This is a genomic window from Pedococcus sp. P5_B7, from assembly GCF_054049895.1.
Window position 1 is genome coordinate 182,804 of record NZ_JBFULM010000002.1, and the last position, 25,668, is coordinate 208,471.

Here is a 25,668-nt window from a genome sequence, read left to right on the forward strand (position 1 = left end):
GGTCGCATGGCGCTCCTAGACGAGCGCTCACAGGTGCGGTGAGGATAAGCGCTGGACGCTGCGTACTCAACGCCAAAACGCGATTGGTGCCGAATCCGTTGCAGCGGCGGGGCCGATGGACGACGAAGGGCGCCCACCGCGATGCGGTGAGCGCCCTTGGTCAGGCCCTGCTGCCAGTGACCGACCGGCTGACTACTGCTGGTCGGAGTGCTGCTCCTCGTCGCCCTGCGACTCGTCGTCGCCGGCCTCCGCGGGCTCCACACCGGTCTGCTCGAGGTCCGCGAGCTGCTCCTCGATGTAGTGCTTGAGCCGCGCGCGGTAGTCGCGCTCGAAGGTGCGCAGCTCGTCGATCTTCTTCTCGAGCAGGTTGCGCTCGCGGGAGAGCTCCTCGAGGATCTGCGCCTTCTTCTGCTGCGCCTCGTGGACCATCCCCGTCGACCGCTCGCGCGCCTCGGTGATCATCTGCTCGTGCTTGGTCGTGGCCTCGCTGACGAGCTCGTCGTGACGGTTCTGCGCGGTGGCGAGCAGCTCGTCGTGACGGTTCTGACCGACCGAGAGGAGCTCGTCGTGCTTGTTCTGCCCCTCGCCGACCAGCTCGTCGTGCCGTGCCTGGGCCTCGGAGATGAGCCGGTCACGGGTGGACTCACCCTGGCCGACGTGCTCGTCGTGCAGTCGCTGGGCCATCTCGAGCAGGGCCGCCGCACTGGCGCCCCCGCCGGCCGCAGCCGCGCCGAGGGCCACGGGGGCGCTCTGCTCGACCGGGGCCGCCTGCTCCTGCGATGCCTGCTGGGCCGCCTGCGTTGCCTGCTGGGCCGCTTGCGCTGCTGCCTGCTCCGCCTGCGCTGCTGCCTGCGCTGCTGCCTGCTCCGCCTCCTGCTGGGCGGCCTGAGCTGCCGCGACCTGCTCGGCGCTGACCCGCTGGGCCTCCTCGGCCTGCTGGCGGGCCTCGTCAGCCTGGCGCTGGGCCTCCTCGGCCTGACGCTGCACCTCCTCGGCCTGCTGCTGGGCCTCGGTGAGGCGCTGCTCCGCGGCTGCGGCGCGCTCCTCGGCCTCCTTGGCGCGGGCCTCCACGGCCTTGGCGCGCTCCTGCGCACCCTTCTCCGTGTCGGAGATCCGGCCCTGGGCGGCCTGCTCTGCCTCGTCGGCGCGCGCCTGCGCGATCTTCTCGGCCTCCTCCGCCTTCGCGGTGGCCGCGGCGATACGCGCCTGGGCTGCCTTCTCGGCCTCCTCGGCCTTGGCGGCGATCGCGGCGAGCCGGTCCTGCGCCTCGCGGTTCGCCTTGGCCTCGGCCTCCTCGGCCGCCTTCGCGTCCGCGGCCTTGGTGGCGGCGGCGTTCGGGTCGGCCTTGGCGACGGTGGGCATGCCCTTGGTCTGGCGGCAGTCGTTGAGCTGGTCTCGGAGGTCGTCGCCCTCCTTGACGATGCGGCGCATCTCGGCGACCACCTCGTCGAGGAAGTCGTCCACCTCGCGCTCGTCGTAACCACGCCGGAACTGCGTCGGCGTGAAGTTCTTGTTGAGGACGTCCTCAGGCGTGAGCGTCATGTAGTCACCTCGGTTGGCTGGCATGAGCAGAGCAGGTCAAGCAACAGTGCGGGTCGAACAGCAGCACACCGGAACAGCGGTGCGCGTCAAGCATCCCAGAGTCTGGGTCAGGGGCCAGCCTAGAGGATTCGGCGACGACTAGAGGATGGTCATCAGCAGAGAGGTCCCGACCATCAGGACGAGGAAGGCCAGGTCCAGCCGAAGGGTGCCGAGGGTCAGGGGCGGGATGACCCGGCGCAGCGCCTTGAGGGGCGGGTCCGTGATCGTGTAGATGAACTCCGCGACGACCAGCAGCGGGCCACGCGGCCGCCAGTCACGGGCGAACGCCTGCACCCAGTCAAGAACCAGGCGCCCGAGCAGGATGACGAAGAAGAGGAAGACGGCGAAGCGAAGGACGCTCGCGATGATGTTGTCACCCAGCAGCTGCATGGGTTCACCCTGTCATGGCGGGCTGGGCGCGGGCGGTGCGGGTCAGCTCTGGTTGAACAGGCCGCGCGCGGCCGTGGGAGCCGCCGGGCCCTCCTCGGCCGAGACCTCGACGTGGGCCGGCGACAGCAGGAAGACCTTCGAGGTGACCCGCTCGATCTGGCCATGCAGACCGAACACGAGACCCGCGGCGAAGTCGACGAGGCGCTTGGCGTCGGAGTCGTCCATGTCGGAGAGGTTCATGATGACGGGGGTGCCGTCACGGAAGCTCTCGCCGATGTTCTTGGCCTCGTTGTAGGTGCGCGGGTGGATGGTGGTGATGCGGTTCAGGGCACCCACCTCGACATCGCGGACGACCCTGGCCACGGGCGTGCGCTGCGGCAGCGGCGTGACGGCGGCCGAGCGCTCGGCCGGTGCCTCCTGCCGGGCAGGCTCGTCGTAGTCGTACTCGTCGTACCCGTCATAGCGCTCGTCATCCTCGGCGAGCCCGAGGTACACCATCGTCTTGCGCAGCGCCCCAGCCATGTGCGAGCTCCCTTTGGTTTGCGTGCCTACCGTTGTCAGCGTTTCCCCGTGCGACGGACATCGATCCGCGAGGTCACCTTCGTCGGGACTGAAGTTACCGGTGTGACTGGCGAGAACCGAGGATTGCGCTTCCGACACGCAGGTGTGTCGCGCCGTGCGCGACTGCCGCCTCGAGGTCGCCACTCATGCCCGCCGAGACCCACGTCGCCTCGGGATACGCCTCTCGTATGCCGCGGGCCACCTCGGCGAGGCGGGCGAAGGCCGCGTCGGGGTCACCCCCGAGGGGTGCCACCGCCATCACCCCCCGCAGCTCGAGGTGCTCGCAGGCGGCCACCTGGTCGGCGAGGGCCAACGCTCCCCCGGGCTCGACCCCACCCCGCTCGGGTGGTTCGTCGAGCGAGACCTGCACCAGGACGGCAGGCCGGACCCCTCGCGACGCCGCGGCGCGGTCGAGGGCCGCGACGAGCTTGGGGCGGTCGACCGACTCGACGACATCGGCATACGACACGACCGAGGTCGCCTTGTTGGTCTGGAGCTGACCGATGAAGTGCACCTCGAGGTCGGCCCGTCGTCGCAGCTCGGCGACCTTGGCCGAGGCCTCCTGGTCACGGTTCTCGCCGATCGCGGTGACCCCGAGCTCGGCGAGGAGGTCTGCGTCGCGGGCCGGGAAGAACTTGGTCACGGCGACCAGCGACACCTCGGCGGGGTCGCGTCCCGCGAGGTCGCAGGCGGCCTTGATGCGGGCGTGCACGGTGGCGAGGTTGCGCTCGAGCTCGGCGCGGCGACCCGCGTCCGAGCTCACCGCGCACCAGCCACGACGACACCGGCGTACCGTCCCGTGCGACCTTCGCGACGATAGGAGAACAGCCTCTGGTCCTCGCGTGCACATCCCGGAACCCATTGCACCGCAACGTTGTTCGCGACAAGCTGGGCGACCACCCCTGCGGCCACGTCGATCGCGGGCGTGCCCGACCACGAGCGCGCCGAGGCCTCCGGCGCCACGGCCGTGGCCGCTGCCCGCAGCTCTTCCGGCACCTCGTAGCAGCGGGCGCAGATGGACGGCCCGACGACGGCACTCAGGGCTCGGGCGCCGAGCCCACGCATGCGCTCGACCGCGACGTCGACGATCCCCGCCGTCATCCCCGGGCGACCCGCGTGCACCGCACCGACGACTCCGGCGTCGACGTCGGCGAGCAGGACAGGGGTGCAGTCGGCGACCAGCACGGCCAGGGCCAGCCCGGCCGTGGCGGTGACCACCCCGTCGGCGGGAGGCGGACCACCGGCGTCCCATGGTCCGTCGGCCACGACGACGTCCGCCCCGTGACACTGGTGCATGAAGAGCAGGTGGTCGCGTCGCACGCCGGTCGCCGTGGCCACCGCAGCTCGGTTGGCCTCCACCGCCGCCGCGTCGTCACCCACGTGGCCGCCGAGGTTGAGGGAGTCGAAGTCGCCGGCGCTGCGGCCACCCTCACGGTCGGTGAAGGCCCACGACACACGACCAGTCTGCTGGCGCCAGTAGAACACCGGCCCAACCTACGACAGGGGCGCCGGACCAGCTCGGTCCGGCGCCCCTGTCGGCGAGAATGGTGCCTGACTACTTCAGGCTCTGCTCACTTCAAGAAGTCGGGGACGTCGAGGTCGTCGCCCTCGTCGAAGGTGACGGTCCGCGGCGGTCGACCGGCGGGCTCGCGCGGTGCCACCGGCTCGACCCCGTTGGGCTGAGACGTCGTCACCGGGCCGTCCTCGACCGCGCGGGCCGGGGCGGCAGGCTGGGGGGCAGCCTGGGCAGCTTGGGGGGCAGGCGCGGCAGCCGCTGCGGCCGCCGCGGAATGGCCGGCGGTCTCCTGGGCGGCGCGCTGCGAGCCCTGGATCTGGCCGATGGCGCGGTCGTTCTCGCGCTTGAGCGGGGCGCCGCCGTCGAAGCCGGCGGCGATCACGGTCACGCGCACCTCGTCACCGAGGGCGTCGTCGATGACCGCACCGAAGATGATGTTGGCCTCGGGGTGGGCGGCCTCCTGCACCAGTCGGGCCGCCTCGTTGATCTCGAACAGACCGAGGTCGCTGCCACCCTGGATCGAGAGCAGGACGCCGTGGGCGCCGTCGATGCTCGCCTCGAGCAGCGGGCTCGAGATGGCGAGCTCGGCGGCCTGGACCGCCCGGTCGTCACCGCGGGACGAGCCGATGCCCATGAGGGCCGACCCGGCTCCCTGCATGACCGACTTGACGTCGGCGAAGTCGAGGTTGATCAGGCCCGGCGTCGTGATCAGGTCGGTGATGCCCTGGACACCCGAGAGCAGGACCTGGTCGGCGGAGCGGAAGGCGTCGAGCATGCTGACCGTGCGGTCGCTGATCGACAGCAGTCGGTCGTTGGGGATGACGATGAGGGTGTCGACCTCCTCGCGCAGGTTCGCGATGCCGGTCTCGGCCTGGTTGGCCCGCCGACGACCCTCGAAGGTGAACGGTCGCGTGACGACACCGATCGTCAGGGCGCCCAGACCCTTGGCGATCTTGGCGACGACGGGCGCACCACCGGTGCCCGTGCCACCACCCTCACCGGCGGTGACGAAGACCATGTCGGCGCCCTTGAGCACCTCCTCGATCTCCTCCGCGTGGTCCTCGGCGGCCTTCTTGCCGACCTCGGGGTCGGCACCGGCACCGAGGCCACGGGTGAGCTCGCGACCCACGTCGAGCTTGACGTCCGCGTCACTCATCAACAGCGCCTGCGCGTCGGTGTTGATGGCGATGAATTCGACGCCCTTCAGGCCGACCTCGATCATGCGGTTGATGGCGTTGACGCCACCACCGCCGATGCCGACGACCTTGATGACGGCCAGGTAGTTCTGCGGTGCTGCCACGGCGGTGGGCCTTCCTGAATGCGGTGCTGGTGGTGGTCGTCCCTGCGGACGAAGTCCGTGGTGGGGCTGGTGGTGGGGCTAGTGGTGGGGCTGGTGGTGGAGCGATGGGGTGGAACAGTGCGGCGGTGGTGCGAGATCGTGCAGTCGTGGGCGGGTCGCGTTGCCTCGACGTCTAGTTGAGGGTTACCTTGCGTTGAGGTCGGGCCCACCATTCGACGCCGCCGACGCTATGCGCCGCATGGGGTGCAGGCAACAAGGTCGACCGCGTGTCGCAGCACGGATTCACCCGATTTCGCGGTTTCTTCCGACGCGGTCCGGACTGGTCGTCACACCCGTCACACCAGCCTCATTCGCACCATTCTGACACGCCGAGCCGGGCCTGGTTGACGCCCTCCCCCACTGGCCCCTCAGCGGGTCACGGGCGTGCTCGGAGCGCTGACGTCGATGAGCTTCGGGTTGCCCTTGAGCAACGCCGTCATGATGGCCAGCTTGCGCTCGGGCTCGTTCACCCCGCCCCAGACGATCGAGGTGCGCCCGATCTTCAGCGTGACCAGGTTCGCGCTGCTGACCGTCACGTTGCTGACCCGCTTCTGCGTCGTCGCGGGCAGCACCTTCACCACGCTGACGGCCGCCGCGAGGGCGTCGTGCGACAGGGCGGCCTGGGTCGCGGCATTCACCGTCGGCACCCCGGCCGGAGCCTTGGTGACGTGGGCGTACGCGACCCCCGTCTCATCCACAACCTGTAGTTGACCTTGAGGGTTCTTGACCACCAGGAAGGGCTGGCGGGGACTCGCGTGGATGACCAGCGTGCTGGGCCAGGAACGCTCGATCGACACATCGGCGACGGTGGCCCGCTCCGCCACCCGCGCCGCGACGGCGGCGCTGTCGACCCGTGCCAGGGGCTGGCCCACCGGCACCTTCGCCAGCGTGCGGATGGCGGCGACCTCCGACTCGGGGACCCCCACGACCTCGACGGTGCGCACCGACAGGACCGGGCTGAAACCGACCACCCACCCGAGCAGACCGATCACGACGACGGCCGCCGCGGCATACCCGAGGAGCCGGAGGGGACGCTGTCGCACTTCGTGGGCGCGACGCTGGAACCTGGCTCGGGACGACGCGAGCCCGGTGCGCGTGGCGGTCCGGTGACCCGAGGAGCGGGGGTGCTGGCTCATGCCTGGCCGAGGGCGCGCAGGATCTCGGGCCCGATCATCGTCACGTCCCCGGCACCCACGGTGAGGACGAGGTCGTCGGCGCGGACCAGCCCCGCCACGTGGCCGGCCACGGCCGACCAGGAGGAGACGACCGAGACGTCGGCGTCGGGACGGAGCTCGCGCAGGGCGTCCGCGACGAGCTGGGAGGAGACCCCGGGCATCGGGTCCTCCCGTGCGGCATAGACCTCCATCAGGACGACCACGTCGGCGGGCGCGAGGGCCGCGGCGAACTCCCAGGCGAAGTCACGGGTGCGTGAGTAGAGATGCGGCTGGAAGACCACGACGAGGCGGCCCTCACCCACGAGCTCGGCACCGGTGCTGACGACCGCGGCCACCTTGCCGGGGTTGTGCGCGTAGTCGTCGACCACGGAGACCCCGGCCGCCGAGCCCTTGGGCTCGAACCGGCGCCGCGTGCCGGTGAACCCGAACAGCCCGTCGAGGACGCGGGTGGGGTCCTGGCCGAGCCCATCGACGGCCACGGTGTAGGCGGCCGCCGCGTTGAGGAGGTTGTGTCGCCCCGGGATGTTGATCCGCAGGTTGCGGTCGACGCCGTCCTGGCCGGTGACCGTCACGCGGCCCATCAGGCCGCGGAACACCTCGCCCCGCAGGACGACGTCGGCCTCGGTCGACCAGCCGTAGGTGAGCACGCGAGTGCCTGCTGCCCGTGCGAGCCGGGCGAGCTCGCGGGAGCCCTCGTCGTCCTCGCAGGCGACCAAGAGGCCACCGGGCAGGATCGTGGCGGCGAAGGAGGCGTACGCCTCCCTGACCCGCTCGAAGCTCCCGTAGAAGTCGAGGTGGTCGGGCTGCACGTTCGTCACGACCGCGACCTCGGGTCGGTAGACGAGGAACGAGCCGTCGCTCTCGTCGGCCTCGGCGACGAAGACCTCGCCGGTCCCCCAGTGGGCGTTCGTGCCGTGCTTCGCGAGCTCCCCGCCCGCCGCGAACGACGGGTCGATGCCACAGTGCTGGAGCGCCACGGTGAGCATCGAGGTCGTCGTCGTCTTGCCGTTGGCGCCTGCGACGGCGACCCGGCGCGAGTCGGCCATCGTGCTGGCCAGCGCCTGCGAGCGGTGCAGCACCCGGAGACCCGCAGCGCGTGCGGCCAGGAGCTCGATGTTGGACTCGCGGATCGCCGAGGAGATCACCACGGTGTCCTTGCCCTCCACGTATGCCGCGTCGTGGCCCACGTGGACGTCCGCTCCCTCGGCGGCCAGCGCGGCGAGCACCGGCGACTGCTTCGCGTCGGAGCCGCTCACCGAGCAGCCGCGGGCGAGCATCACGCGGGCCACGCCAGACATGCCGGCGCCACCGATGGCGATGAAGTGGATCGCCCCGAGCTCCTCCAGCGGAGGGATGGGCGCGGTGAAGTCGAAGCGGTCGTTGGCGCCGTTCATCGTTGCCCCGCAACGGATTCCGCGTAGGCAGCGAGGACCATGTCGGCAAGGAGCTCGTCGGCGCCCCGCTCCCCCGTGGCGGCCGACGCCGCCGCCATGGCGTCGAGGCGGTCGCGGTCGGACACCAGCGGGACGAGGGTGCTGTCGATCCACGCCGGGGTCAGCGCCGCGTCCTCCACCAACAGCCCACCACCTGCGGCCACGACGTCAGCAGCGTTGAACCGCTGCTCGCCGTTGCCGATCGGCAGCGGCACGTAGACCGCGGGGAGCCCGACCGCCGTGAGCTCGCAGACGGTGTTGGCACCGGCGCGCGCGACCACGAGGTCGGCGGCGGCATAGGCCAGGTCCATGCGGTCGGCGTAGGGCGCGACGACGTAGGGGGCTCCGGGACCACCGGTGGCGACCTCGAACTCCTTGCCTGCGCCGGTCAGGTGCAGGACCTGCACCCCCGACGCCCGCAACGCGTCCACGCGGGCCTCGAAGGCGGTGTTGAGGCGCTGCGCCCCGAGCGAGCCACCGGTCACGAGGACGGTGGGCCACTGGGGGTCGAGCCCGAAGTGCGCGAGCCCCTCGGGGCGGGCCGCGACCCGGTCGAGCTGGGTGATCTCGCGGCGCAGCGGCATGCCGATGGCCGTGGCATGGGCGAGCTTGGTGCTCGCGAACGTGGTCGCGACGAACCGCGTCATCCGCGCCCCGAGGCGGTTGGCGAGCCCGGAGCGGGCGTTCTGCTCGTGCACCACCACCGGGACGTGCCGGCGCCGGGCCGCAAGGTAGGCGGGGGTGGAGACGTAGCCGCCGAAGCCGACGACGACCTGGGCCCCGGTCTCGGCGATGGCCTGCTCGGCCGCAGCCACGGCGGCGCGCAGGTTGCCCGGCAGGCGCAGCAGGTCTCCTGAGGGTCTGCGGGGCAGGGGCACCTTCGGCACGGTCAGCAACGGGTAGCCGCGCTCGGGGACCAGCCGCGCCTCGAGGCCCGACTCGGTGCCGAGCGCGGTGACGCGGATGTCCGGGTCGCGGCGGCGCAGGCAGTCGGCCAGGGCGAGCAGCGGGGAGACGTGACCAGCCGTCCCACCACCGGCCAGCAGGACCGACGAGGGAGAGTCAGCGGACATCAGCGACGTCCCCGACGCCCCGGCAGGACAGCAAGGGAGCGGCGGACCACGGAGGGCTTCGCCGACAGCGCCTCACGGCAGCCGGGCTCCTGGCGTGCGAAGGACAGCAGCATGCCGAGGGCGAACATCGTGGTCATGAGCGAGGACCCGCCGTAGGACACCAGCGGGAGCGGCACACCGATGACGGGGAGCAGGCCGATGACCGCGCCGATGTTGATGGTGGCCTGGCAGACGATCCAGGCCATCACCCCGGCGGTGGCGACCCGGACGAACGTGTCGTTGGAGCGCAACACGATGCGGTAGCAGACCAGCGCCAGGGCGCAGAACAGCCCGAGCAGCACGAGGGTGCCCGGCAGCCCCAGCTCCTCGCCGAGGATCGCGAAGATGAAGTCGTTGTGCGCCTCGGGCAGCCACTGCCACTTCTCGCGGCTGGCTCCGAGCCCGACACCCCACCAGCCGCCGTCGGCCAGCGCGTAGCGGCCGTGGAGGGTCTGGCGGTAGCCGCCGTAGGGGTTGGTGTCCTTGCCGAGCCAGACGTCGAACCGCTGCAGCCGGTTCGCGCTCGTCAGGACCATCGTCACCGCCAGCGCACCGAAGAGCGCCCCGCCGTAGACGAACATCCGGCGCGGCACCCCAGCCGCGAACAGCAGGGCCGCGACGATGCCACCCATCACCATGACGGTGCCGAGGTCGTGACCGAGCAGCACCAAGCCGATCGTGACGGCCGAGACCGGGAACAGGAACGGGACGACCACGTGGGCCATCCGGCCGAGCAGCTTGCGCTTGGCGGTCAGCACCGTGGCCCCCACCAGGACGAGCCCGACCTTGGCGAACTCCGACGGCTGGAGCGAGATCGGACCCACGGCGAGCCAGTTGCGGTTGCCGTTCACCGACACCCCGAGCGGCGTGAAGACGAGGAGCTGGAGGAAGAGGGCGCCCACGAGGATCGGCACCGAGAGCGCCTTCCACGCGCGCAGGGGCACCCGCGCGGCGACGATGATGGCGATCGCGCCCATCGCGGCGAACTGCAGCTGCTTGCGGAAGTAGACGTAGGGCGTCGCGTTGTCGGTCTGCACCAGGGACTTCACGGACGAGGCGGACAGCACCATGATCAGCCCGATGACCACGAGCACGATGGTGACGCTGAGCAGCACGTAGTAGCTCGTCACCGGGGAGTCGAGCCGCTGGAGCCAGCCGCCGACCCGGCCCGGCTCGTCCTGGGTCACCGAGGCGCGCGACCCGGTCCGCGCCCGCGGGGGTGCGGCGGTGGCACTGCTCACGGCTACTCCCCCGTGGACCCGGCGCGGCGGGCGACCGCCGCGGCAAAGGCGTCGCCCCGGGCACCGTAGTTGGGGAACATGTCCATCGAGGCCGCCGCGGGCGCGAGCAGCACGACGTCGCCGGGCTGGGCGAGCTCGGCTGCGCGCGCGACGACGGTCTCCATGACCCCAGTGTCCGTGCTCGGCACCTCGACGACCGGGACATCCGGCGCGTGTCGGGCCAACGCCTCGGCGAGCCTGGCGCGATCGGCCCCGATGAGGACCACGCCGCGCAGCTGCCCCACGGCGTCGCGCACGAGGTCCTCGACCTCGGCCCCCTTGAGCAGCCCGCCGGCGATCCAGACCACGTGCTCGAACGCGTGCAGCGACGCGGCCGCCGCGTGCGGGTTGGTGGCCTTGGAGTCGTCGACGTAACGGACCCCGTCGACCTCACCGCAGTCGGCGATGCGGTGGGGGTCGGGCGTGAACGCGCGCAACCCGTCGCGGACCGCCAACGGCGCGACGCCGTAGGACCGCGCCAGCGCCGCGGCCGCGAGGGCGTTGGCGAGGTTGTGGGGCGCCAGTGTCGCGGCGGCGCCACGGACGTCGTCGAGGGTGGCCAGCTCGGCCGCGGAGGTCTTGCGCTGCTCGACGAAGGCCCGGTCGGCGAGGATGTCGTCGACGACCCCCACCATCGACAGGGCCGGGGTGCCGAGGGTGAAGCCGATGGCACGGCACCCGTCCTGCACCTCGGCGTCCCTCACGAGCTGCTCGGTGACAGGGTCCTGCACGTTGTAGACGCAGGCGACCTTGGTGCGCGCGTAGACCTTGCCCTTGGCCCGCTGGTACTCCTCGAGCGACCCGTGCCAGTCGAGGTGGTCGGGGGCGACGTTGAGGCAGGCCGACGAGTAGGGGGCGATGGAGTCGGACCAGTGCAGCTGGAAGCTCGACAGCTCCACCGCGATGACGTCGTAGGGCTGGGGGTGGAGCACGGCCTCCAGGATCGGCGTGCCGACGTTGCCGGCCGCGGTGGCGCGCAGGCCGGCCGCCCGCAGCATCGAGGCGAGCATCTCGACCGTCGTCGTCTTGCCGTTGGTGCCGGTGATGGTCAGCCAGGGCGCGGGGCCCACCTCGGCACGCATCCGCCAGGCCAGCTCGACCTCGCCCCAGACGGGTATGCCGGCCTGCACGGCTGCGCGGAGCAGCTGCTGGTCGGGGCGCCACCCCGGTGAGGTGACGACGAGGTCGGGCACCTGGCCGGCCGGCATACCGGTCACGTGCTCGGGGCCCAGGCGCACGTCCACGCCGAGGATGTCGAGGATCCGGGCGCGCTCGCCGAGGGCGGTGTTGACCTCGGGGTCCCCACCGTCGACCCCGACCACGCGGGCTCCTCGTTCGTGCAGCGCATCGGCGGCGGCGAAGCCGCTCACGCCGAGACCGGCGACGACCACGTGGATGCCGCCCCAGTCGGCGCCGCCGTTGGTGAGCCCGTCGAGCCGCCCGGTCACGCTGCGCCCACCACCCACTCGGCGTAGAACAGGCCGAGTCCGAGCGCGACGAAGAGCCCCGCGATGATCCAGAACCTGATGACGATGGTGACCTCGTTCCACCCGAGCAGCTCGAAGTGGTGCTGCAACGGGGCCATCCGGAAGACCCGCTTGCCGGTCATCTTGAACGACCCGACCTGGATGATCACCGAGAGGGTGATCGTCACGAACAGCCCACCCAGGATGACGACGAGCAGCTCGGTGCGGGTGGTGATGGCCAGACCGGCCAGCCCCCCGCCGAGCGCGAGCGATCCGGTGTCTCCCATGAAGATCTTCGCCGGTGAGGCGTTCCACCACAGGAAGCCGAAGCAGGCACCCATGGCGGCGGCCGCCACCACCGCCAGGTCTCTCGAGTCGCGGACCTCGTAGCACTTCAGCCCCGGCGTCGTCTGGCAGTTCTGGTTGCCCTGCCAGATGCCGATGAGGACGTAGGCCGCGAACACCATCACCGAGGCGCCGGTCGCCAGCCCGTCGAGGCCGTCGGTGAGGTTCACGCCGTTGGACGTGCCCGCGATCATGATGTTGGCCCAGATGATGAAGAGGATCAGGCCCAGCAGCGTGCCGGCGAACGCCAGGTTGATGGGTGTGTCACGCACGAACGAGATGTGCGTGGACCCCGGCGTGCGGTTCTTGGTGTTGGGGAACTGCAGCACCAGCACCGCGAACACGACCGCCACGAGGGTCTGGCCGGCCAGCTTCTCGCGGGAGCGCAGCCCGAGGCTGCGCTGCTTGGTGATCTTGATGTAGTCGTCGAGGAAGCCGACCAGGCCCAGCCCGGCCATGAGGAACAACACGAGCACGCCGCTCCACGTCAGCGGCGTGCCGGTGATGACGTGCGCGAGCCCGTATGCCGCGAGGCTGGAGCCGATGATGACCGCGCCACCCATGGTGGGCGTGCCGCGCTTGGTGTGGTGCGACGTGGGGCCGTCGTCGCGGATGAACTGGCCGTACCCGCGGCGGACGAGGAACTTGATGAACATCGGGGTGCCGAACAGCGCGCCCACGAGGGAGATGACGGCAGCGAGCAGCACCGCCTTCACGTCGTGCCCTCCTCGCTGTTGTCCGCGCTGTTCCCGGCGCTGGTGTCCGTGCGGCTCGCTGCGCCGGTGGTGTCCGCGCCGTCGCTCGCCAGTCTGTCTCCGAGCCACCGTAGTCCGGCATCGCGGCTGGACTTGAACAACACGACGTCACCGGGACGAAGTTCTTGGGCGAGCAGGGCGTAGGCGGCCTCCGCGTCGGGCACCCAGACCGCCTCGTCGCCCCACGACCCTTCGTGCTGGGCGCCCGAGGCCATCGGTCGGGCGGTGTCTCCCACCACGACGAGCCTGGCGATGTTGAGCCGCACGGCGAGCCGGCCGATCGCGTCGTGCTCGGCCGTGGAGTCGTCGCCCAGCTCGAGCATCGACCCGAGCACGGCCCAGGTCCGGCGGGCCGGAGCGGTGTCAGCGCCGCCGCGTCCGCCGCCCATCGCCACCAGCGCCTTGAGGGCGGCGCGCATCGAGTCGGGGTTGGCGTTGTAGGCGTCGTTGACGACCGTCACGCCGTCGGCGCGCTCGGTGACCTCCATCCGCCAGCGGGAGACCGGCGTCGCCGTGGCCAGGGCGGAGACGATGTCAGGCAGCTCCAGGCCGCACTCGAGGGCGGCAGCGACGACGGCCAGCGCGTTGCCGACGTGGTGCTCGCCGTGCAGCGGCAAGGTCACCTCCGCACTGGCATCCCGGGTCGTCACCCGGAAGGTCGGCCGACCCGACTCGTCGAGCGTGGTGTCCGTGGCCCGCACGTCGGCCTCTGCTCCTGACCCCACCAGCTGCACGCGGGCGACGGTCGTGGAAGCCATGGCTCGGACCGCCGGGTCGTCGACGTTGAGCACCGCGAGGCCGGTGGCCGGGAGGGCTTGCACGAGCTCCGCCTTGGCCACTGCGATCGCCTCGCGCGACCCGAACTCCCCCACGTGGGCTGTGCCGACGTTGAGCTCGATTCCTATGCGGGGCGGGGCGATTCGCGTGAGGTAGGCGATGTGGCCCACGCCCCGGGCACCCATCTCCACGACGAGGAACCGAGTCTGCGGCTCGACCCGGAAGACGGTCAGCGGCACGCCCACCTCGGAGTTGAGCGACCCGACCGGGGCGACGGTCGGCGCGGCGCTGGACAGCACGCTGGCGAGCAGGTCCTTGGTGGAGGTCTTGCCGGACGAGCCGGTGATGCCGATGACGGTGAGGTCGGGGTGACGGTCCACGACGGCGCGCGCGAGGGACGCCAGCCCGTCCTGGATGTCGTCGACGACCACGCACGGCAGCTCGTCGACGGGACGGGTGGTCATCGCCGCCACGGCGCCCAGCCCAGCGGCCGAGGCGACGAACTGGTGACCGTCCAGCTGCTCACCGATGCGGGCGATGTAGAGACCACCGGGCCCGGCCTCGCGGGAGTCGGTGACGACGGGTCCGTCGACGACCAGGGAGGCGGCGGCCCGGTCGTCGAGGCCGTGCAGGCGTCCACCGGTGACCTCGGCGATCTGCGCCAGGGACATCGGGATCATCGCTCTCCCCCGTCTGAGTCGTGCGGGTCCTCGCCCAGGAGGGACTCGAGGGCGCGTCGGGCCTCGTCCCGGTCGTCGAAGGGATGCACCGTGCCGGCGATCTCCTGACCGGTCTCGTGGCCCTTGCCGACGATGGCGACGACGCTGCCCGGGCCGGCCTCGTGGGCGGCGCGGACGGCCTGCGCGATGGCGCTCGCCCGTCCCTCGACGTCCCGCAGCGTGGCGGACCTGCCGGCGGCGCGGGCGCCGTCGAGGACCGCAGCGCGGATCGCCTCGGGCGCCTCGGACCTCGGGTTGTCGTCGGTGACCACGACGAGGTCGGCCCCCTCGGCGGCAGCGCGTCCCATCGCGGCCCGCTTGCCGCGGTCGCGGTCTCCCCCGGCGCCCAGCACGACGACCAGTCGTCCGCTCGTCGCGGGCCGCAACGCCTTGAGCGCCGCGGCGACCGCGTCGGGGGTGTGGGCGTAGTCGACGACGACGAGCGGCAGGTCGGCCGCGGCGCCCTGTGCGGTCGTGGGACCGCCCAGCCGTCCGACGACGACTCGCTCCATCCGGCCGGGCACGTGGGGGTCGACGAGGAGTGCCCGCTGGGCGTCGTCGGCGGGGATCCCTGCGGAGAGCAGGGCCAGCGCGGCCATCGCGGTATTGACGCGGTTGAAGTCACCGGGCAGCGCCGAGCGCAGGTGCAGCGTGGTCGACCCGTCGGACAGCGTGAAGGTGGCCGGGTCCTCCTCCCCCGCCACGAGGCGCCAGTCGGCGTCGACGTCGGCCAGCGAGGTCAGCGTGGTCACGGGCACCGTGGAGATGGTGGCCAGCTCCCGGCCCCACTCGTCGTCGACGCAGACGATGCCGGTGCGCGACCGCTGGGGGGTGAACAGGTCGGCCTTGGCCAGGAAGTAGTCGCGCATCGTCGGGTGGAAGTCGAGGTGGTCCTGGGACAGGTTGGTGAACAGCGCGACGTCGTAGACGACCCCGTCCACGCGGTGCTGGCTCAGGGCGTGGCTCGAGACCTCCATCACGCAGGAGTCGATGCCGCGCTCGGTCATCACGGCGAGCAGGGCGTGCAGGACGGTGGCCTCCGGGGTCGTCCGGACGCTCTTGATCCGCTCGTCGCCGATGCGGGTCTCCACGGTGCCGATGAGGCCGGTCGTGTGACCCAGCGCGAGGAGCGCCGAGTTGACGAGGTAGGCCGTGGTGGTCTTGCCGTTCGTCCCGGTCACGCCGTACATCCGCAGCGGGAGGTCCACCGTCCCGTAGACCAGCGAGGCCACCTGGCCCACGTGGCTGCGGGGGTCCTCGACCACGACCAGCGGCAGGTCGATGCCGTCGGCGTCCAGGGCTTCGGCACCAGCCGCGTCGGTGAGCACGGCGACGGCGCCGGCGTCCCGTGCCCCCGCGGCATACCTCGCGCCGTGGGTGTTGGCCCCGGGAAGGGCCGCGTAGAGGTCTCCCTCGACCACGTCCTGCGACGAGAGGGTCACGCCTGTGACCTCGCGGTCGGGACCCGCCAGCTCACCACCGACCAGGGAGGCCACCGCAGCGAGGGTGGCGTGCGGGGACGACGGACGGGGTGATGACACGGACAGCGAGCCTACCGTCAGCGGGAGGCGCCGGATGCCCCCGACCTCCGGTCGCGGAGCACCGTGGTGTCACTCGCGGGCGGAGTCTTGTCGACGCGGATCTTCGCCACCGGGGAGGTGGTGCCCGTCGGCGGGATCTGGAGCTCCTGGAGCGCGTAGGTCATCACGTCGTGGAAGACCGGCCCGGCGACCACGCCGCCGAAGTAACCCTTGATCGGTCGCTGCAGCGTGACCGCGACGACGATCTCGGGGTCGTCCGCGGGGGCGAACCCGATGAAGCTGGCGGTCTTGCCCGAGTAGCCACCGACCCGCGCGTCGTAACGGTCGGCGGTGCCCGTCTTGCCGGCCACGCGGTAGCCGGGGATCTTGGCCTCGGGCGCGGTGCCCTCCTTGCCGACGACGCCCTCGAGCATGTCGCGCACCTGCTTGGCCGTCTCGGGCGAGACCACCTTCACGGGGGCCGGCTTCTCCGTCGGGGTGAAGCCGCCCTTGCCGTCGCCGGTGGCGGCCACGATCCGCGGCGGGATCCGGACGCCGTCGTTGGCGATGGTCTGGAAGACCCCGGCGGCCTGCAGGGCGTTGACCGACAGGCCCTGACCGAAGAGCACCGTGTAGCGCTGGGAGCCGTTCCAGTCCTTGACGTTGGTCAGCAGACCGGGACCCTCACCGGGGAAGCCCATCCCGGAGGTCTGGCCGAGGCCGAACTTCTTGAAGTAGTCGTACATCGTCGACGCCTTGACCTTCTCGCCAGCCAGGATGGTGCCGATGTTGCTGGACTGCGCGAGGACCCCGGCGAAGGTGAGGTACTCGGTCGGGTGGTCGTGGCTGTCCTTGAACTCCGTGGCGGCGCGGCGGATGCGGTTGGGCACCTCGACCACGGTGGACGGCGTGACCACGCCCTGCTCGATCGCGGCGGCGGCCGTCATTACCTTGCCCGTCGAACCCGGCTCGTAGACGTCGTTGAAGGCCTTGTTGGTCCAGTTCGCACTGGACTGCCCGGGCTGGTTGGGGTCGAAGGTCGGGTAGGACGCGACGGCGAGCAGCTCGCCGGTCTTGACGTTCTCGACGACCACCGTCCCGGAGAGGGCCTGGGTCTCGATCACCTTCTGCGCCACGGCGTTCTGGGCGAACCACTGCAGGTCGGAGTCGATGGTCAGCTGCACCTCGCGACCGGGGACGGGGTTGATCGTCTCCTGGCGGGCGTTGGGGATCGGCCGGCCGTCCTGCGACTGCTCGAAGATGGTCTTGCCCGACGTGCCCTTGAGGGTCTTGTCCATCAGGACCTCGAGCCCGCCACCGGCCGAGCCGTCCGACTGGACGAAGCCGACGAGGGCCGATGCGGCGGTGGAGGTCGGGTAGACGCGGTCGGACGTCGCCTCGGAGTAGATCCCGTTGATGCCGAGCTGGGAGATCTTGCGCCAGTTGAGGGGCGTGACGTTCTTCTGCAGGATGCGGTACTTCGCCTTGCCGTCCAGCTCCTTGGTCAGGCTGGCCACGGGGATGCCGAGCAGCGGTGACAGGTCGGCTGCGGCACCGGCCACGCCCACCGTCGTGAGCTTGCCGTTGACGGTCTTCTTGTAGAAGGGCACCGCAGTCTGGTCGACGGTCACGGTGCGCCGCTCGATGCTCGAGGCGAGGATCGTGCCGTTGCGGTCGGTGATCGAGCCACGCAGCGCAGGCAGGGGGATCGTCGCGGTACGCGACGACTGGGCATCCTTGGAGACCGCCGAGGCGTCGAAGCCCTGCAGGCGCAGCAGCTGCGCGCCGAAGATGCTGAAGATGAACAGGACGGCGACCGTCATGGTGCGCATCCGGCGACGCGGGCTGGACCCGTCGAGGCCGACCTTGCGCCGACCCGGCGGGCGCGGCGGCGAGGCCGGTCGCTGGGCCGCGCGCGCGGGCTTGGTGGCCGTGGCCTTGGGCGGTTTGCTCGACCCGCTGGTCTTGGTGGCCTTGCTCGGCTTCGCCTTGCCGGGGCCGGGCTGCCTGCGCGTGGCCGTGGCGCGGGGGTCGCCGGCCTTGGGGTGCGGTGCGCCGGTGCGGGCACCACGAGGACCCGGGGACGCAGTGGGGCGCGGGGCTCCGGGGCGGCTGCCTCGGGTCTGCGTCACTGGGTACCTCGCGTCCTTGTCCTGGGTGCCGTGGCTGGGGGGTGGTCGAGCAGTGGGGTCAGTGCGCGGCAGTCGGCGTGGGGCCCGGCTTCTTCGCCTTGGTGGTCGTGGTGCTCGTCGTGGTGTTGGTCTTCGCGTTGACACTCGTGACCGTGGTCTGGACCGAGCCGTCGGGCTTGGTCACCACCACCGTCGTCGTCGTCACATCCCCCTTCTTCGTGACGCGGGTCGACGGCTCGCTGGGCTTGGTCGTCCCGGCCCGCAACGCCTTGGCCGACACCACCGCAGGAGCCGTCACCACGGTAAAGCCGCTCTCCTTCTTCGCCGGCTTCGCCACGCCGAGGACCTTGCCGTCCGACAGCCGCAGGAACGCAGCGGAGTCGGCCGGGACCATGCCCAGCCGGGTCGCCCGCGTCGCGAGGTTCGCGGGGCTGCGCTGGGCGTCGATCGCCTGGGTCAGGGCGTCCTGGGTGTCGGCGAGCTCGCCGGAGGTCGACTGCAGGTTGTGGAGGGTGAACGACCCCTCGGCCATGGCGGTGTTGAGCATGAGCAGGCCGAACAGCCCCGCGCACAGCAGGGTCATGCAGAACGCGGCGAAGACGCCGTTGCCCGGGTGCCCCACGGCAGCCGGGACGACCCGCAGCGGTTGCGGAGGGGCGACCCTCCGGGCGGGGGCCCGAGATGCGACCCTCGCCGTCGCAGTCTGCTGCTGGCTCATCGGTGCGTTCCCTTCGTGGTGCTGGGGTTGGTATGGGTGGCAGGAGTGCTTCGGGTGCGCTCGGCGGCGCGCAGGCGCACCGAGGCGGATCGGGGGTTGCTGGCCTGCTCCTCGGCGCTCGCCTCTTCGGCGCCCCGGGTCAGCAGCCGCAGGTATGCCGCGTGCTCGGGCAGCTCGACCGGGAGCCCTTGGGGGCTGCTGCCCTTGGCGCCGGCGGTGAGGACGCGCTTGGTGATGCGGTCCTCGAGCGAGTGGTACGACAGGACCGCGATGCGTCCACCGACGGCCAGCGAGTCGATCGCGCGCGGCAGGGCCGCTGCCCAGACCGACAGCTCCGCGTTGACCTCGATGCGCAGGGCCTGGAAGGTGCGCTTGCCCGGGTGTCCCCCGCTCTTCTGCGACGCCGCGGGGACCACCTTCTTGAGCAGGTCGACGAGTCGCCCAGAGGTGGTGAAGGGCTCGGCCTCGCGCTCGCGGACGATGGCCGCGACGATCTTGCGGGCGAACCGCTCCTCGCCGAAGTCGCGCAGCACGGTCTCGAGGTCGCTGGCGTCGTAGGTGTTGAGCACCTCGGCGGCGGTGAGCCCGGCCGACTGGTCCATCCGCATGTCCAGCGGTGCGTCCTGGCTGTACGAGAAGCCACGGTCGGTCTCGTCGAGCTGGAGCGAGGACACCCCCAGGTCGTAGAGCGCGGCGTCGAGGTGGTCCACCCCCGCCTCGGCGAGGGCGCGCGGCACGTCGTCGTAGACGGCGTGGACGAAGGTGACGCGACCGGCATACGGCTCGAGCCGCTCGGCCGCGAGCGCCAGGGCCTCCTGGTCGCGGTCGATGCCCACGACGTGCGCGGCGGGGCAGCGCTCGAGGATGGCCTCGGCGTGGCCTCCCATGCCGAGGGTCCCGTCGAGGTAGACGGCGCCGGGCGCCTCGAGGGCCGGGGCCAGCAGCTCGACGATGCGGTCGCGAAGAACGGGAACGTGCCGGTCGGCGGCCATTCCTCGTGCGTTCATCGACATCTCCTGCTGGACGGTGCTGGTGCGGTGTGGCTTCGGTGCGGTGCTGCTGGGTGCGGTGCTGGCTGGTGTGGCTTCGGTGCGGTGTGGCTGCGGTGCTGCTGGGGTGGCCCTGCGGTCAGGTCTCCATCCGCTCCAAGGGATGCGGCCCGGGACGGGGGAAGTCGTCCCGGGAAGCGAAGCGGCTGGAGACCTGGCTCCAGGGGCACGGTCAGAGGAGTCCGGGGATGACCTCCTCGGACTGGTCGGAGAAGCCCTGCTCGGTGGACTCGAGGTAGGCGTTCCACGCCGTGGTGTCCCAGACCTCGACGCGTGAGCCGGCACCGATGACGGTGCACTCGCGGGTGAGGCCGGCGTAGGCGCGCAGGGTGGCAGGGATGGTGACGCGGCCCTGCTTGTCCGGCACCTCGTCGGAGGCGCCCGAGAGGAAGACACGGGTGAAGTCGCGAACGGCCTTGCTCGTGGTCGGGGCCGCCTGCATCTGCTGGGTGACCTTGAGGAACTCGTCCATCGGGAAGACGTAGAGGCAGCGCTCCTGGCCCCGGGTCACGACCAGCCCGTCGGACATCCGGTCGCGGAACTTGGCGGGCAGGAAGAGCCGGCCCTTGTCGTCGAGTCGGGGGCTGTGCGTCCCGAGAAACATCACGCCCACCTCCCCTGCCGACCCGGTCGAGGACCCCACGGTCCTCTCGTTTCCCCCACTTTACTCCACCGTCACCCGCCAAGGCAGCCACTTTGCCCAACTTCTCACCCCAAGTTCTATGTTTCTGCAGGTCAGAGTGGTGGTGGAAAGTGGTGCAAGATCCTCACCGTTAGGCCGATCGGGTCTCGGACGACTCCCGAGACGGCCGGCAACAGCCGCGCACCGCCTCCCCGCGCGGCCCCATCCGCCGGCCCAGCGGTGCCGAACGACGGGTGGAGCCGTCTTCACAGGTCACGAGACGGCATACCCCCTGTTTTGGTGGTGCGTTGTGGGGGAAGATCGATCGACCACCCGGAGGGGACGCAACGTGGCGGCCATGGGGACGACGGAAGGACAGCCGGTGCAAGCCAGGCACGAGGACGACGGCACCAAGCAGGCAGCACCCACGACACCAGTGGGCACCACCAAGCCGGAGAGCCTGCTCTCCCTCCCCGCGGGGTCACCCGCCTCCCTGGGGCAGGTGACCGAGGTCGCCGGACGGCTGGCGCGGGCCATCAACACCGTGATCGAGGGCAAGCCGGACGTCGTGCACACGGCGATCACCGTCCTGCTCGCCGAGGGCCACCTCCTGCTCGAGGACGTGCCCGGCGTCGGCAAGACCATGCTGGCCAAGACCCTGGCCCGGTCGATCGACTGCTCCGTGCGACGGGTGCAGTTCACCCCCGACCTGCTCCCCAGCGACATCACCGGCGTCAGCGTGTTCAACCAGGACGTCCGCGACTTCGAGTTCCGGCCCGGCGCGATCTTCGCCAACGTCGTCGTCGGCGACGAGATCAACCGTGCCTCACCGAAGACGCAGTCGGCCCTGCTCGAGTCGATGGAAGAGGGCCAGGTCACCGTCGACGGCCAGACCTACGACCTCCCCAAGCCGTTCATCGTGATGGCCACCCAGAACCCCATCGAGATGGAGGGCACCTACCCCCTCCCCGAGGCCCAGCGCGACCGCTTCATGGCCCGTATCTCCCTCGGGTACCCGTCCTCGCGCGCCGAGGTCGCGATGCTCGACAGCCACGGGCAGGTCTCCCCGCTCGAGACCCTGCAGCCGGTGACCGACGCCGCGACGGTCTCGGCGATGGTCCGGGCGGTGCGCTCGGTGTTCACCAGTGACGCGATCAAGCAGTACATCGTGGACCTGTCGGCCGCCACCCGCTCGAGCTCGGCGCTGCGGCTCGGGGCCTCCCCCCGCGCCACCCTGCACATGCTCCGTGCCTCCCGCGCGCACGCCGCGCTGGAGGGACGCGACCACGTGCTGCCGGACGACGTCCAGTCGATCGTGCTTCCGGTCCTGGCCCACCGCATCATCCCCACGGGTGAGACCCAGCTCGCGCGACGCAGCACCGGGGAGGTTCTGCAGGACCTCATGCGGCGGGTGCCCGTCCCGGCCTCCGGCCGCTGAGGGGCGGCCGTGCGTCGAATCCGAGACCTGCTCACGACCCGCGGTCGTGCGTTCGTCGCGGCGGGAATCACGTTGGTGCTGTGCGGGATCGGGCTCGGCTTCACCGACCTCACCCGGATCGGTGTGCTGCTCGTCGCCCTCCCCCTCCTCAGCGGACTGCTGATGCGCCGGCACGACCTGCGGTTCGCGCTCGAGCGCACCGCCGTGCCGGGACGCATCCAGGTCGACGAGCAGTCCCTGGTCACGCTCGCCATCGAGAACGCCGGCGGTGGGGCCAGCCCCCTGCTGATGGCGGAGGAACAGCTCGACTACGCCCTCGGCGACCGGCCCCGCTTCGTGGTGCCGCGCCTGCGCCGCGGTGACCGGCAGGAGGTGCACTACTCGGTGCGCTCCCACGTGCGCGGGCGGCATCGGCTGGGCCCACTCGGGGTCCGGTTGCGTGACCCGTTCGGCCTGAGCACGCGCGTGGCCGCGATCTCGGGGTCGAGCGACATCCTCGTGCTGCCGAAGATCGTGCCGCTCGGCGGCGGACAGCCCCCGGGCAGCGGGGTCGGCGCCGAGGGCGCCATCCCGCACATGGTGGCCCTGCACGGCGAGGACGACGTGTCGATCCGCTCCTACCGCGACGGCGACGACCTGCGTCGCATCCACTGGCCGGCGACGGCCAAGACCGGCGAGCTGATGGTCCGCCAGGAAGACCGACCTGCGCGTCGCCGCGCCGCGATCGTCCTCGACTCGCGAGCGCGTGGGCACCACGGCTCCGGCACGTCCGGCTCGTTCGAGTGGGGCGTGACCGCGTGCGCCTCGGTCGCCGCGCACCTGCTCGACCAGGGGTATGCCGTGCACCTCATCAGTGACGAGACCGCCGAGGACAGCCGGGCGGCCAGTGCCATGGAGGTCGACCCGATGCTCGACGTCCTGGCGATGGCCGAGACCGGATCGGACGACCAGTTCGGCGACGTCCTCCAGTCCGCCCACCCGGTGACCGCCTTCGGCGGCCTGGTCCTGGCCGTCGTCACCGACCTCGACGAGGAGCTCGCCCGTCGGGTGGCCTCGCTGCGCCAGCCCGGTGGGACCGCGCTGGCCATCGTGCTGGACCCCGACGGCTTCACCGCCACCCGGCGACACCGGGCCGGCAGCAGTGACGAGCTCACCTGCGTGCCCGTGCTCCGCGGTGCGGGGTGGACGGTGGCCGTCGTCGGCGCGGGTGACGACCTGCCCTCGGTCTGGGGAGTGCTCTCCGGGTCGACGAGCCGGGTGGGTGTGGCATGACCCGCGGACGCCTCGCCGACTCGCTGATCGCGGGCGCGTGCTCCGCCGTCGTCGCGTGGCCGTTGACCACCCTCTTCACACCGAACACGTGGATCCGGCCGACCCTGGCCATGGTGCTGGCCGTCGTCGTGGTCGGGGTGGTGGGCCGGATGCTCACCAGCTCCTGGGTCGCGATCGCCACCGCCCAGCTCGTCGGCGTCATCCTGGCCGCCGGCTGGGTCTACGGGCGCGGACACCTCTGGCACGGCCTTCCCTACACCGACACCGTCCTCGCCTTCAACAACCTCCTCGTCGAGGCCCGCGAGACGATCCAGAACTACGCCGCCCCTGCCCCGACCGGCCGCGGGATCACCCTGGCCATCGGCCTGGCCATCGGTGTGGTCGCCGTCGTCGTCGACCACCTCGCGGTCATGCGGCGGTCCCCCGCGTTGGCCGGGCTGCCCCTGTTGACCGCCTTCCTCATCTCGGCCTCCAACTCGGGCAACTCCCTGCACCCCATGTTCTTCGTGGCCGCGGGGGGCCTGTGGCTGCTCATGCTGGGGCGGCAAGGCATCGCCTCGCTCCGGAGGTGGAGCACCACCGTGCCGATGAGCACGACGGGGCGCCGGAACACCGAGGACCACGACGGGGCGTACGGCTATGCCGCGGTGGGCCGGAGCCTGGCCGTCGCCGGGCTCGTGGCCGCGGTCGTCGTGCCGGTGGTCATCCCGCACTTCCCGACCCGTTACCTCATCGACGGCCTCGGCCGCTCCAACGAGGCCACCGGCTTCAGCGACGGTCAGGTGGGGCTGAAGTCCACCCTCGACCTGACCAAGAGCCTCAAGACCTTGTCGAAGGCGCCCGTCCTCAGCTACACCACCAACGCCGCCATCCTGACTCCCCTGCGGGTCGGGGTGCTCGAGGACTACCAGGGCGACACCTGGCGGACCGGGCGCGACGAGGTCGACTACAGCCGGCAGAGCTCGGTGCCCCTGCCAGCAGAGCTCGGTGACGACGTGCCCCGCGAGACCTACCGGATCTCGGTCGAGGACTCGCGCATCGAGGCTCCGCAGATCGCCGCCCCCACCCCCCTCGTGACCGCCGACCTCGGCCGGATCAGCTGGGGCCTGGACCGCACCACCTCGGTCGCCGTCGTCAACCGCTCGGCCAGCTCCTACAGCTTCACCTACCTCGCCCTCAACCCGACCCAGGCATCCCTGGCCCAGTCGCGGCAGGGACCGACGGGTGGGTTCCTGCGCGAGGACCTGCGGGTCGACCCCGACTCGCAGGAGATCGTCAGCAAGACGGTCGGTGAGGTCGTGCCGCAGGACGCGAGCCGCATCGAGGCTGCGCGGGCCATCCAGAAGTACCTGCGCACCGACGGCGGGTTCCGGTACTCCCTCGACCTCCCCGAGACGGTGAAGAACGACCTGGGGCAGGACGAGCGCCCCGACGCGATCTCCCTCTTCCTGCGCAGCAAGGTCGGCTACTGCGTCCAGTTCGCCACGGCCATGGTGATGATGGCGCGCGAGGCCGGGATCCCTGCTCGCATGGCGATCGGCTTCCTGCCCGGCACCGCCGACCGCGGGACCTACACGGTACGCGGGTCCGACGCCCACGCCTGGCCCGAGCTGTACTTCGAGGGCATCGGCTGGCTGCGGTTCGAACCCACGCCGTCTGGCACCCAGAGCACGGTCGCCCCGCCCTACTCGCTGGCGCCGACCACCCCCGGCACCGACCCGACGTCGACCAGCACCGCCACCGGCGGGGCGACCGCGCAACCGACCCGCCCCGACGGCGCCAACGACCCCGGAGCCACCGACCCGACCAAGACCACCGGCAGCGACTCGGGCCTCGGCAGCTGGTTCGGCCCCCAGACCCGCAGCCTCGTGCTGTGGATCCTGCTGGGGATCGTCATGGGCCTCTTCGGGTCGCTGGCTGTACCGCTCGCCGCCCGGAGCCGGTTCCGGCGCAGGCTGCGGCACGCGCCGGACGAGTCGACCCGGGTCGAGATCGAGTGGCAGGCGATGACCGAGCGGATCGGCGACCTCGGCGTCATCCCGCCACGAGGCAGCACCCCACGTCAGGCCGGCCGGTTCTACCAGCGGGAGGCATACCTCGAGGGTGACCAGACCGAGGCGCTGCGCCGCGTCGTGTCCGGGGTGGAGACCTCGCGCTACGCACCTCCCGGGTCGACCGTCACCGACATCCGCACGGACACGCAGACCGTCGTCAAGGCCGTCTCCGGCGTGCGGCGGCGCAAGGACCGGCTGCGCGCCGCCTGGTGGCCGACCGAGGGTCTGCTCGAGTGGCGCGACCGCCGCGCGGCCGTGGCTCGCGTGGTGCGGCGCCCGCTCGACCGGTTCCAGGACTGGCGCGACGCGCGCCGCGACTACCGCGCGTAGCCGCGACGCGGCATACCGGACCCCGGCACACGGCGAAGGGCCCCCGAGACTCTCGGGGGCCCTTCGTGCGTACTGCTCTGCTCT

General features: G+C 71.5%; 21 protein-coding genes. 3 read left to right on the forward strand and 18 right to left on the reverse strand.

What is annotated here, in order from left to right; genetic code table 11:
• Positions 1-192: 192 nt before the first annotated feature.
• The 18 genes from ACXJKD_RS03690 to mraZ form a co-directional block, all read right to left on the reverse strand.
• Positions 193-1,542: a DivIVA domain-containing protein gene (locus tag ACXJKD_RS03690; protein ID WP_457253011.1), complete on the reverse strand. Its 1,350-nt coding sequence runs from the start codon at positions 1,540-1,542 to the stop codon at positions 193-195.
• Between the two features lie 138 nt (positions 1,543-1,680).
• Positions 1,681-1,971, reverse strand: coding sequence for a YggT family protein (locus tag ACXJKD_RS03695; RefSeq protein WP_457253013.1), 291 nt, complete (start codon positions 1,969-1,971; stop codon positions 1,681-1,683).
• A 42-nt stretch (positions 1,972-2,013) separates the two neighbouring features.
• On the reverse strand, positions 2,014-2,493 hold the full coding sequence (locus ACXJKD_RS03700) for a cell division protein SepF (protein ID WP_056920685.1): 480 nt from the start codon (positions 2,491-2,493) through the stop codon (positions 2,014-2,016).
• A 94-nt stretch (positions 2,494-2,587) separates the two neighbouring features.
• Positions 2,588-3,295: a YggS family pyridoxal phosphate-dependent enzyme gene (locus tag ACXJKD_RS03705; protein ID WP_457253016.1), complete on the reverse strand. Its 708-nt coding sequence runs from the start codon at positions 3,293-3,295 to the stop codon at positions 2,588-2,590.
• Positions 3,292-3,987 carry a peptidoglycan editing factor PgeF gene (pgeF, locus tag ACXJKD_RS03710; protein ID WP_457253018.1) on the reverse strand — a complete coding sequence of 232 codons (696 nt, stop codon included), beginning with the start codon at positions 3,985-3,987 and terminating at the stop codon, positions 3,292-3,294. The genes ACXJKD_RS03705 and pgeF overlap by 4 nt, the downstream gene beginning before the upstream one ends.
• 116 nt (positions 3,988-4,103) lie before the next feature.
• Positions 4,104-5,348 (reverse strand): cell division protein FtsZ, encoded by a 1,245-nt coding sequence (gene ftsZ / locus ACXJKD_RS03715; RefSeq protein ID WP_457253020.1) that lies wholly within the window; start codon positions 5,346-5,348, stop codon positions 4,104-4,106.
• Positions 5,349-5,755: 407 nt separating this feature from the next.
• Entirely contained in the window at positions 5,756-6,523 is a 768-nt protein-coding gene (locus tag ACXJKD_RS03720) for a cell division protein FtsQ/DivIB (RefSeq protein ID WP_457253022.1), read from the reverse strand.
• Positions 6,520-7,956 carry a UDP-N-acetylmuramate--L-alanine ligase gene (gene murC / locus ACXJKD_RS03725; RefSeq protein WP_457253024.1) on the reverse strand — a complete coding sequence of 479 codons (1,437 nt, stop codon included), beginning with the start codon at positions 7,954-7,956 and terminating at the stop codon, positions 6,520-6,522. The genes ACXJKD_RS03720 and murC overlap by 4 nt, the downstream gene beginning before the upstream one ends.
• Entirely contained in the window at positions 7,953-9,068 is a 1,116-nt protein-coding gene (gene murG / locus ACXJKD_RS03730) for an undecaprenyldiphospho-muramoylpentapeptide beta-N-acetylglucosaminyltransferase (RefSeq protein WP_457253026.1), read from the reverse strand. Before murG ends, murC begins: the two co-directional genes overlap by 4 nt.
• Positions 9,068-10,348, reverse strand: coding sequence for a putative lipid II flippase FtsW (gene ftsW, locus ACXJKD_RS03735; protein WP_457253028.1), 1,281 nt, complete (start codon positions 10,346-10,348; stop codon positions 9,068-9,070). The genes murG and ftsW overlap by 1 nt, the downstream gene beginning before the upstream one ends.
• 2 nt (positions 10,349-10,350) lie before the next feature.
• Entirely contained in the window at positions 10,351-11,835 is a 1,485-nt protein-coding gene (gene murD, locus ACXJKD_RS03740; RefSeq protein WP_457253030.1) for a UDP-N-acetylmuramoyl-L-alanine--D-glutamate ligase, read from the reverse strand.
• A complete protein-coding gene (mraY, locus tag ACXJKD_RS03745; protein ID WP_457253032.1) occupies positions 11,832-12,914 on the reverse strand; it encodes a phospho-N-acetylmuramoyl-pentapeptide-transferase in 1,083 nt (360 codons plus the stop codon). The genes murD and mraY overlap by 4 nt, the downstream gene beginning before the upstream one ends.
• Positions 12,911-14,410 carry a UDP-N-acetylmuramoyl-tripeptide--D-alanyl-D-alanine ligase gene (locus ACXJKD_RS03750; RefSeq protein WP_457253034.1) on the reverse strand — a complete coding sequence of 500 codons (1,500 nt, stop codon included), beginning with the start codon at positions 14,408-14,410 and terminating at the stop codon, positions 12,911-12,913. Before ACXJKD_RS03750 ends, mraY begins: the two co-directional genes overlap by 4 nt.
• Entirely contained in the window at positions 14,407-15,990 is a 1,584-nt protein-coding gene (locus tag ACXJKD_RS03755; RefSeq protein WP_457253036.1) for a UDP-N-acetylmuramoyl-L-alanyl-D-glutamate--2,6-diaminopimelate ligase, read from the reverse strand. The genes ACXJKD_RS03750 and ACXJKD_RS03755 overlap by 4 nt, the downstream gene beginning before the upstream one ends.
• Before the next feature lie 17 nt (positions 15,991-16,007).
• Positions 16,008-18,101 (reverse strand): penicillin-binding transpeptidase domain-containing protein, encoded by a 2,094-nt coding sequence (locus ACXJKD_RS03760; protein WP_457253038.1) that lies wholly within the window; start codon positions 18,099-18,101, stop codon positions 16,008-16,010.
• 58 nt (positions 18,102-18,159) lie between these two features.
• Positions 18,160-18,819: a hypothetical protein gene (locus ACXJKD_RS03765; protein WP_457253040.1), complete on the reverse strand. Its 660-nt coding sequence runs from the start codon at positions 18,817-18,819 to the stop codon at positions 18,160-18,162.
• Positions 18,816-19,826, reverse strand: a complete 1,011-nt coding sequence (gene rsmH, locus ACXJKD_RS03770; RefSeq protein ID WP_457253042.1) for a 16S rRNA (cytosine(1402)-N(4))-methyltransferase RsmH — start codon at positions 19,824-19,826, stop codon at positions 18,816-18,818. The genes ACXJKD_RS03765 and rsmH overlap by 4 nt, the downstream gene beginning before the upstream one ends.
• Before the next feature lie 214 nt (positions 19,827-20,040).
• A complete protein-coding gene (mraZ, locus tag ACXJKD_RS03775; RefSeq protein ID WP_457254153.1) occupies positions 20,041-20,472 on the reverse strand; it encodes a division/cell wall cluster transcriptional repressor MraZ in 432 nt (143 codons plus the stop codon).
• A 376-nt stretch (positions 20,473-20,848) separates the two neighbouring features.
• On the opposite strand from mraZ, the gene ACXJKD_RS03780 reads away from it, so the two are divergent.
• From ACXJKD_RS03780 to ACXJKD_RS03790, 3 genes are read left to right on the forward strand one after another with little or no spacing between them, the layout of a single operon-like run.
• Positions 20,849-21,928: an AAA family ATPase gene (locus ACXJKD_RS03780; protein WP_457253044.1), complete on the forward strand. Its 1,080-nt coding sequence runs from the start codon at positions 20,849-20,851 to the stop codon at positions 21,926-21,928.
• Between the two features lie 9 nt (positions 21,929-21,937).
• Positions 21,938-23,200, forward strand: a complete 1,263-nt coding sequence (locus tag ACXJKD_RS03785) for a DUF58 domain-containing protein (RefSeq protein ID WP_457253047.1) — start codon at positions 21,938-21,940, stop codon at positions 23,198-23,200.
• Positions 23,197-25,584 (forward strand): transglutaminaseTgpA domain-containing protein, encoded by a 2,388-nt coding sequence (locus ACXJKD_RS03790; protein ID WP_457253049.1) that lies wholly within the window; start codon positions 23,197-23,199, stop codon positions 25,582-25,584. The genes ACXJKD_RS03785 and ACXJKD_RS03790 overlap by 4 nt, the downstream gene beginning before the upstream one ends.
• Positions 25,585-25,668 lie beyond the last annotated feature (84 nt).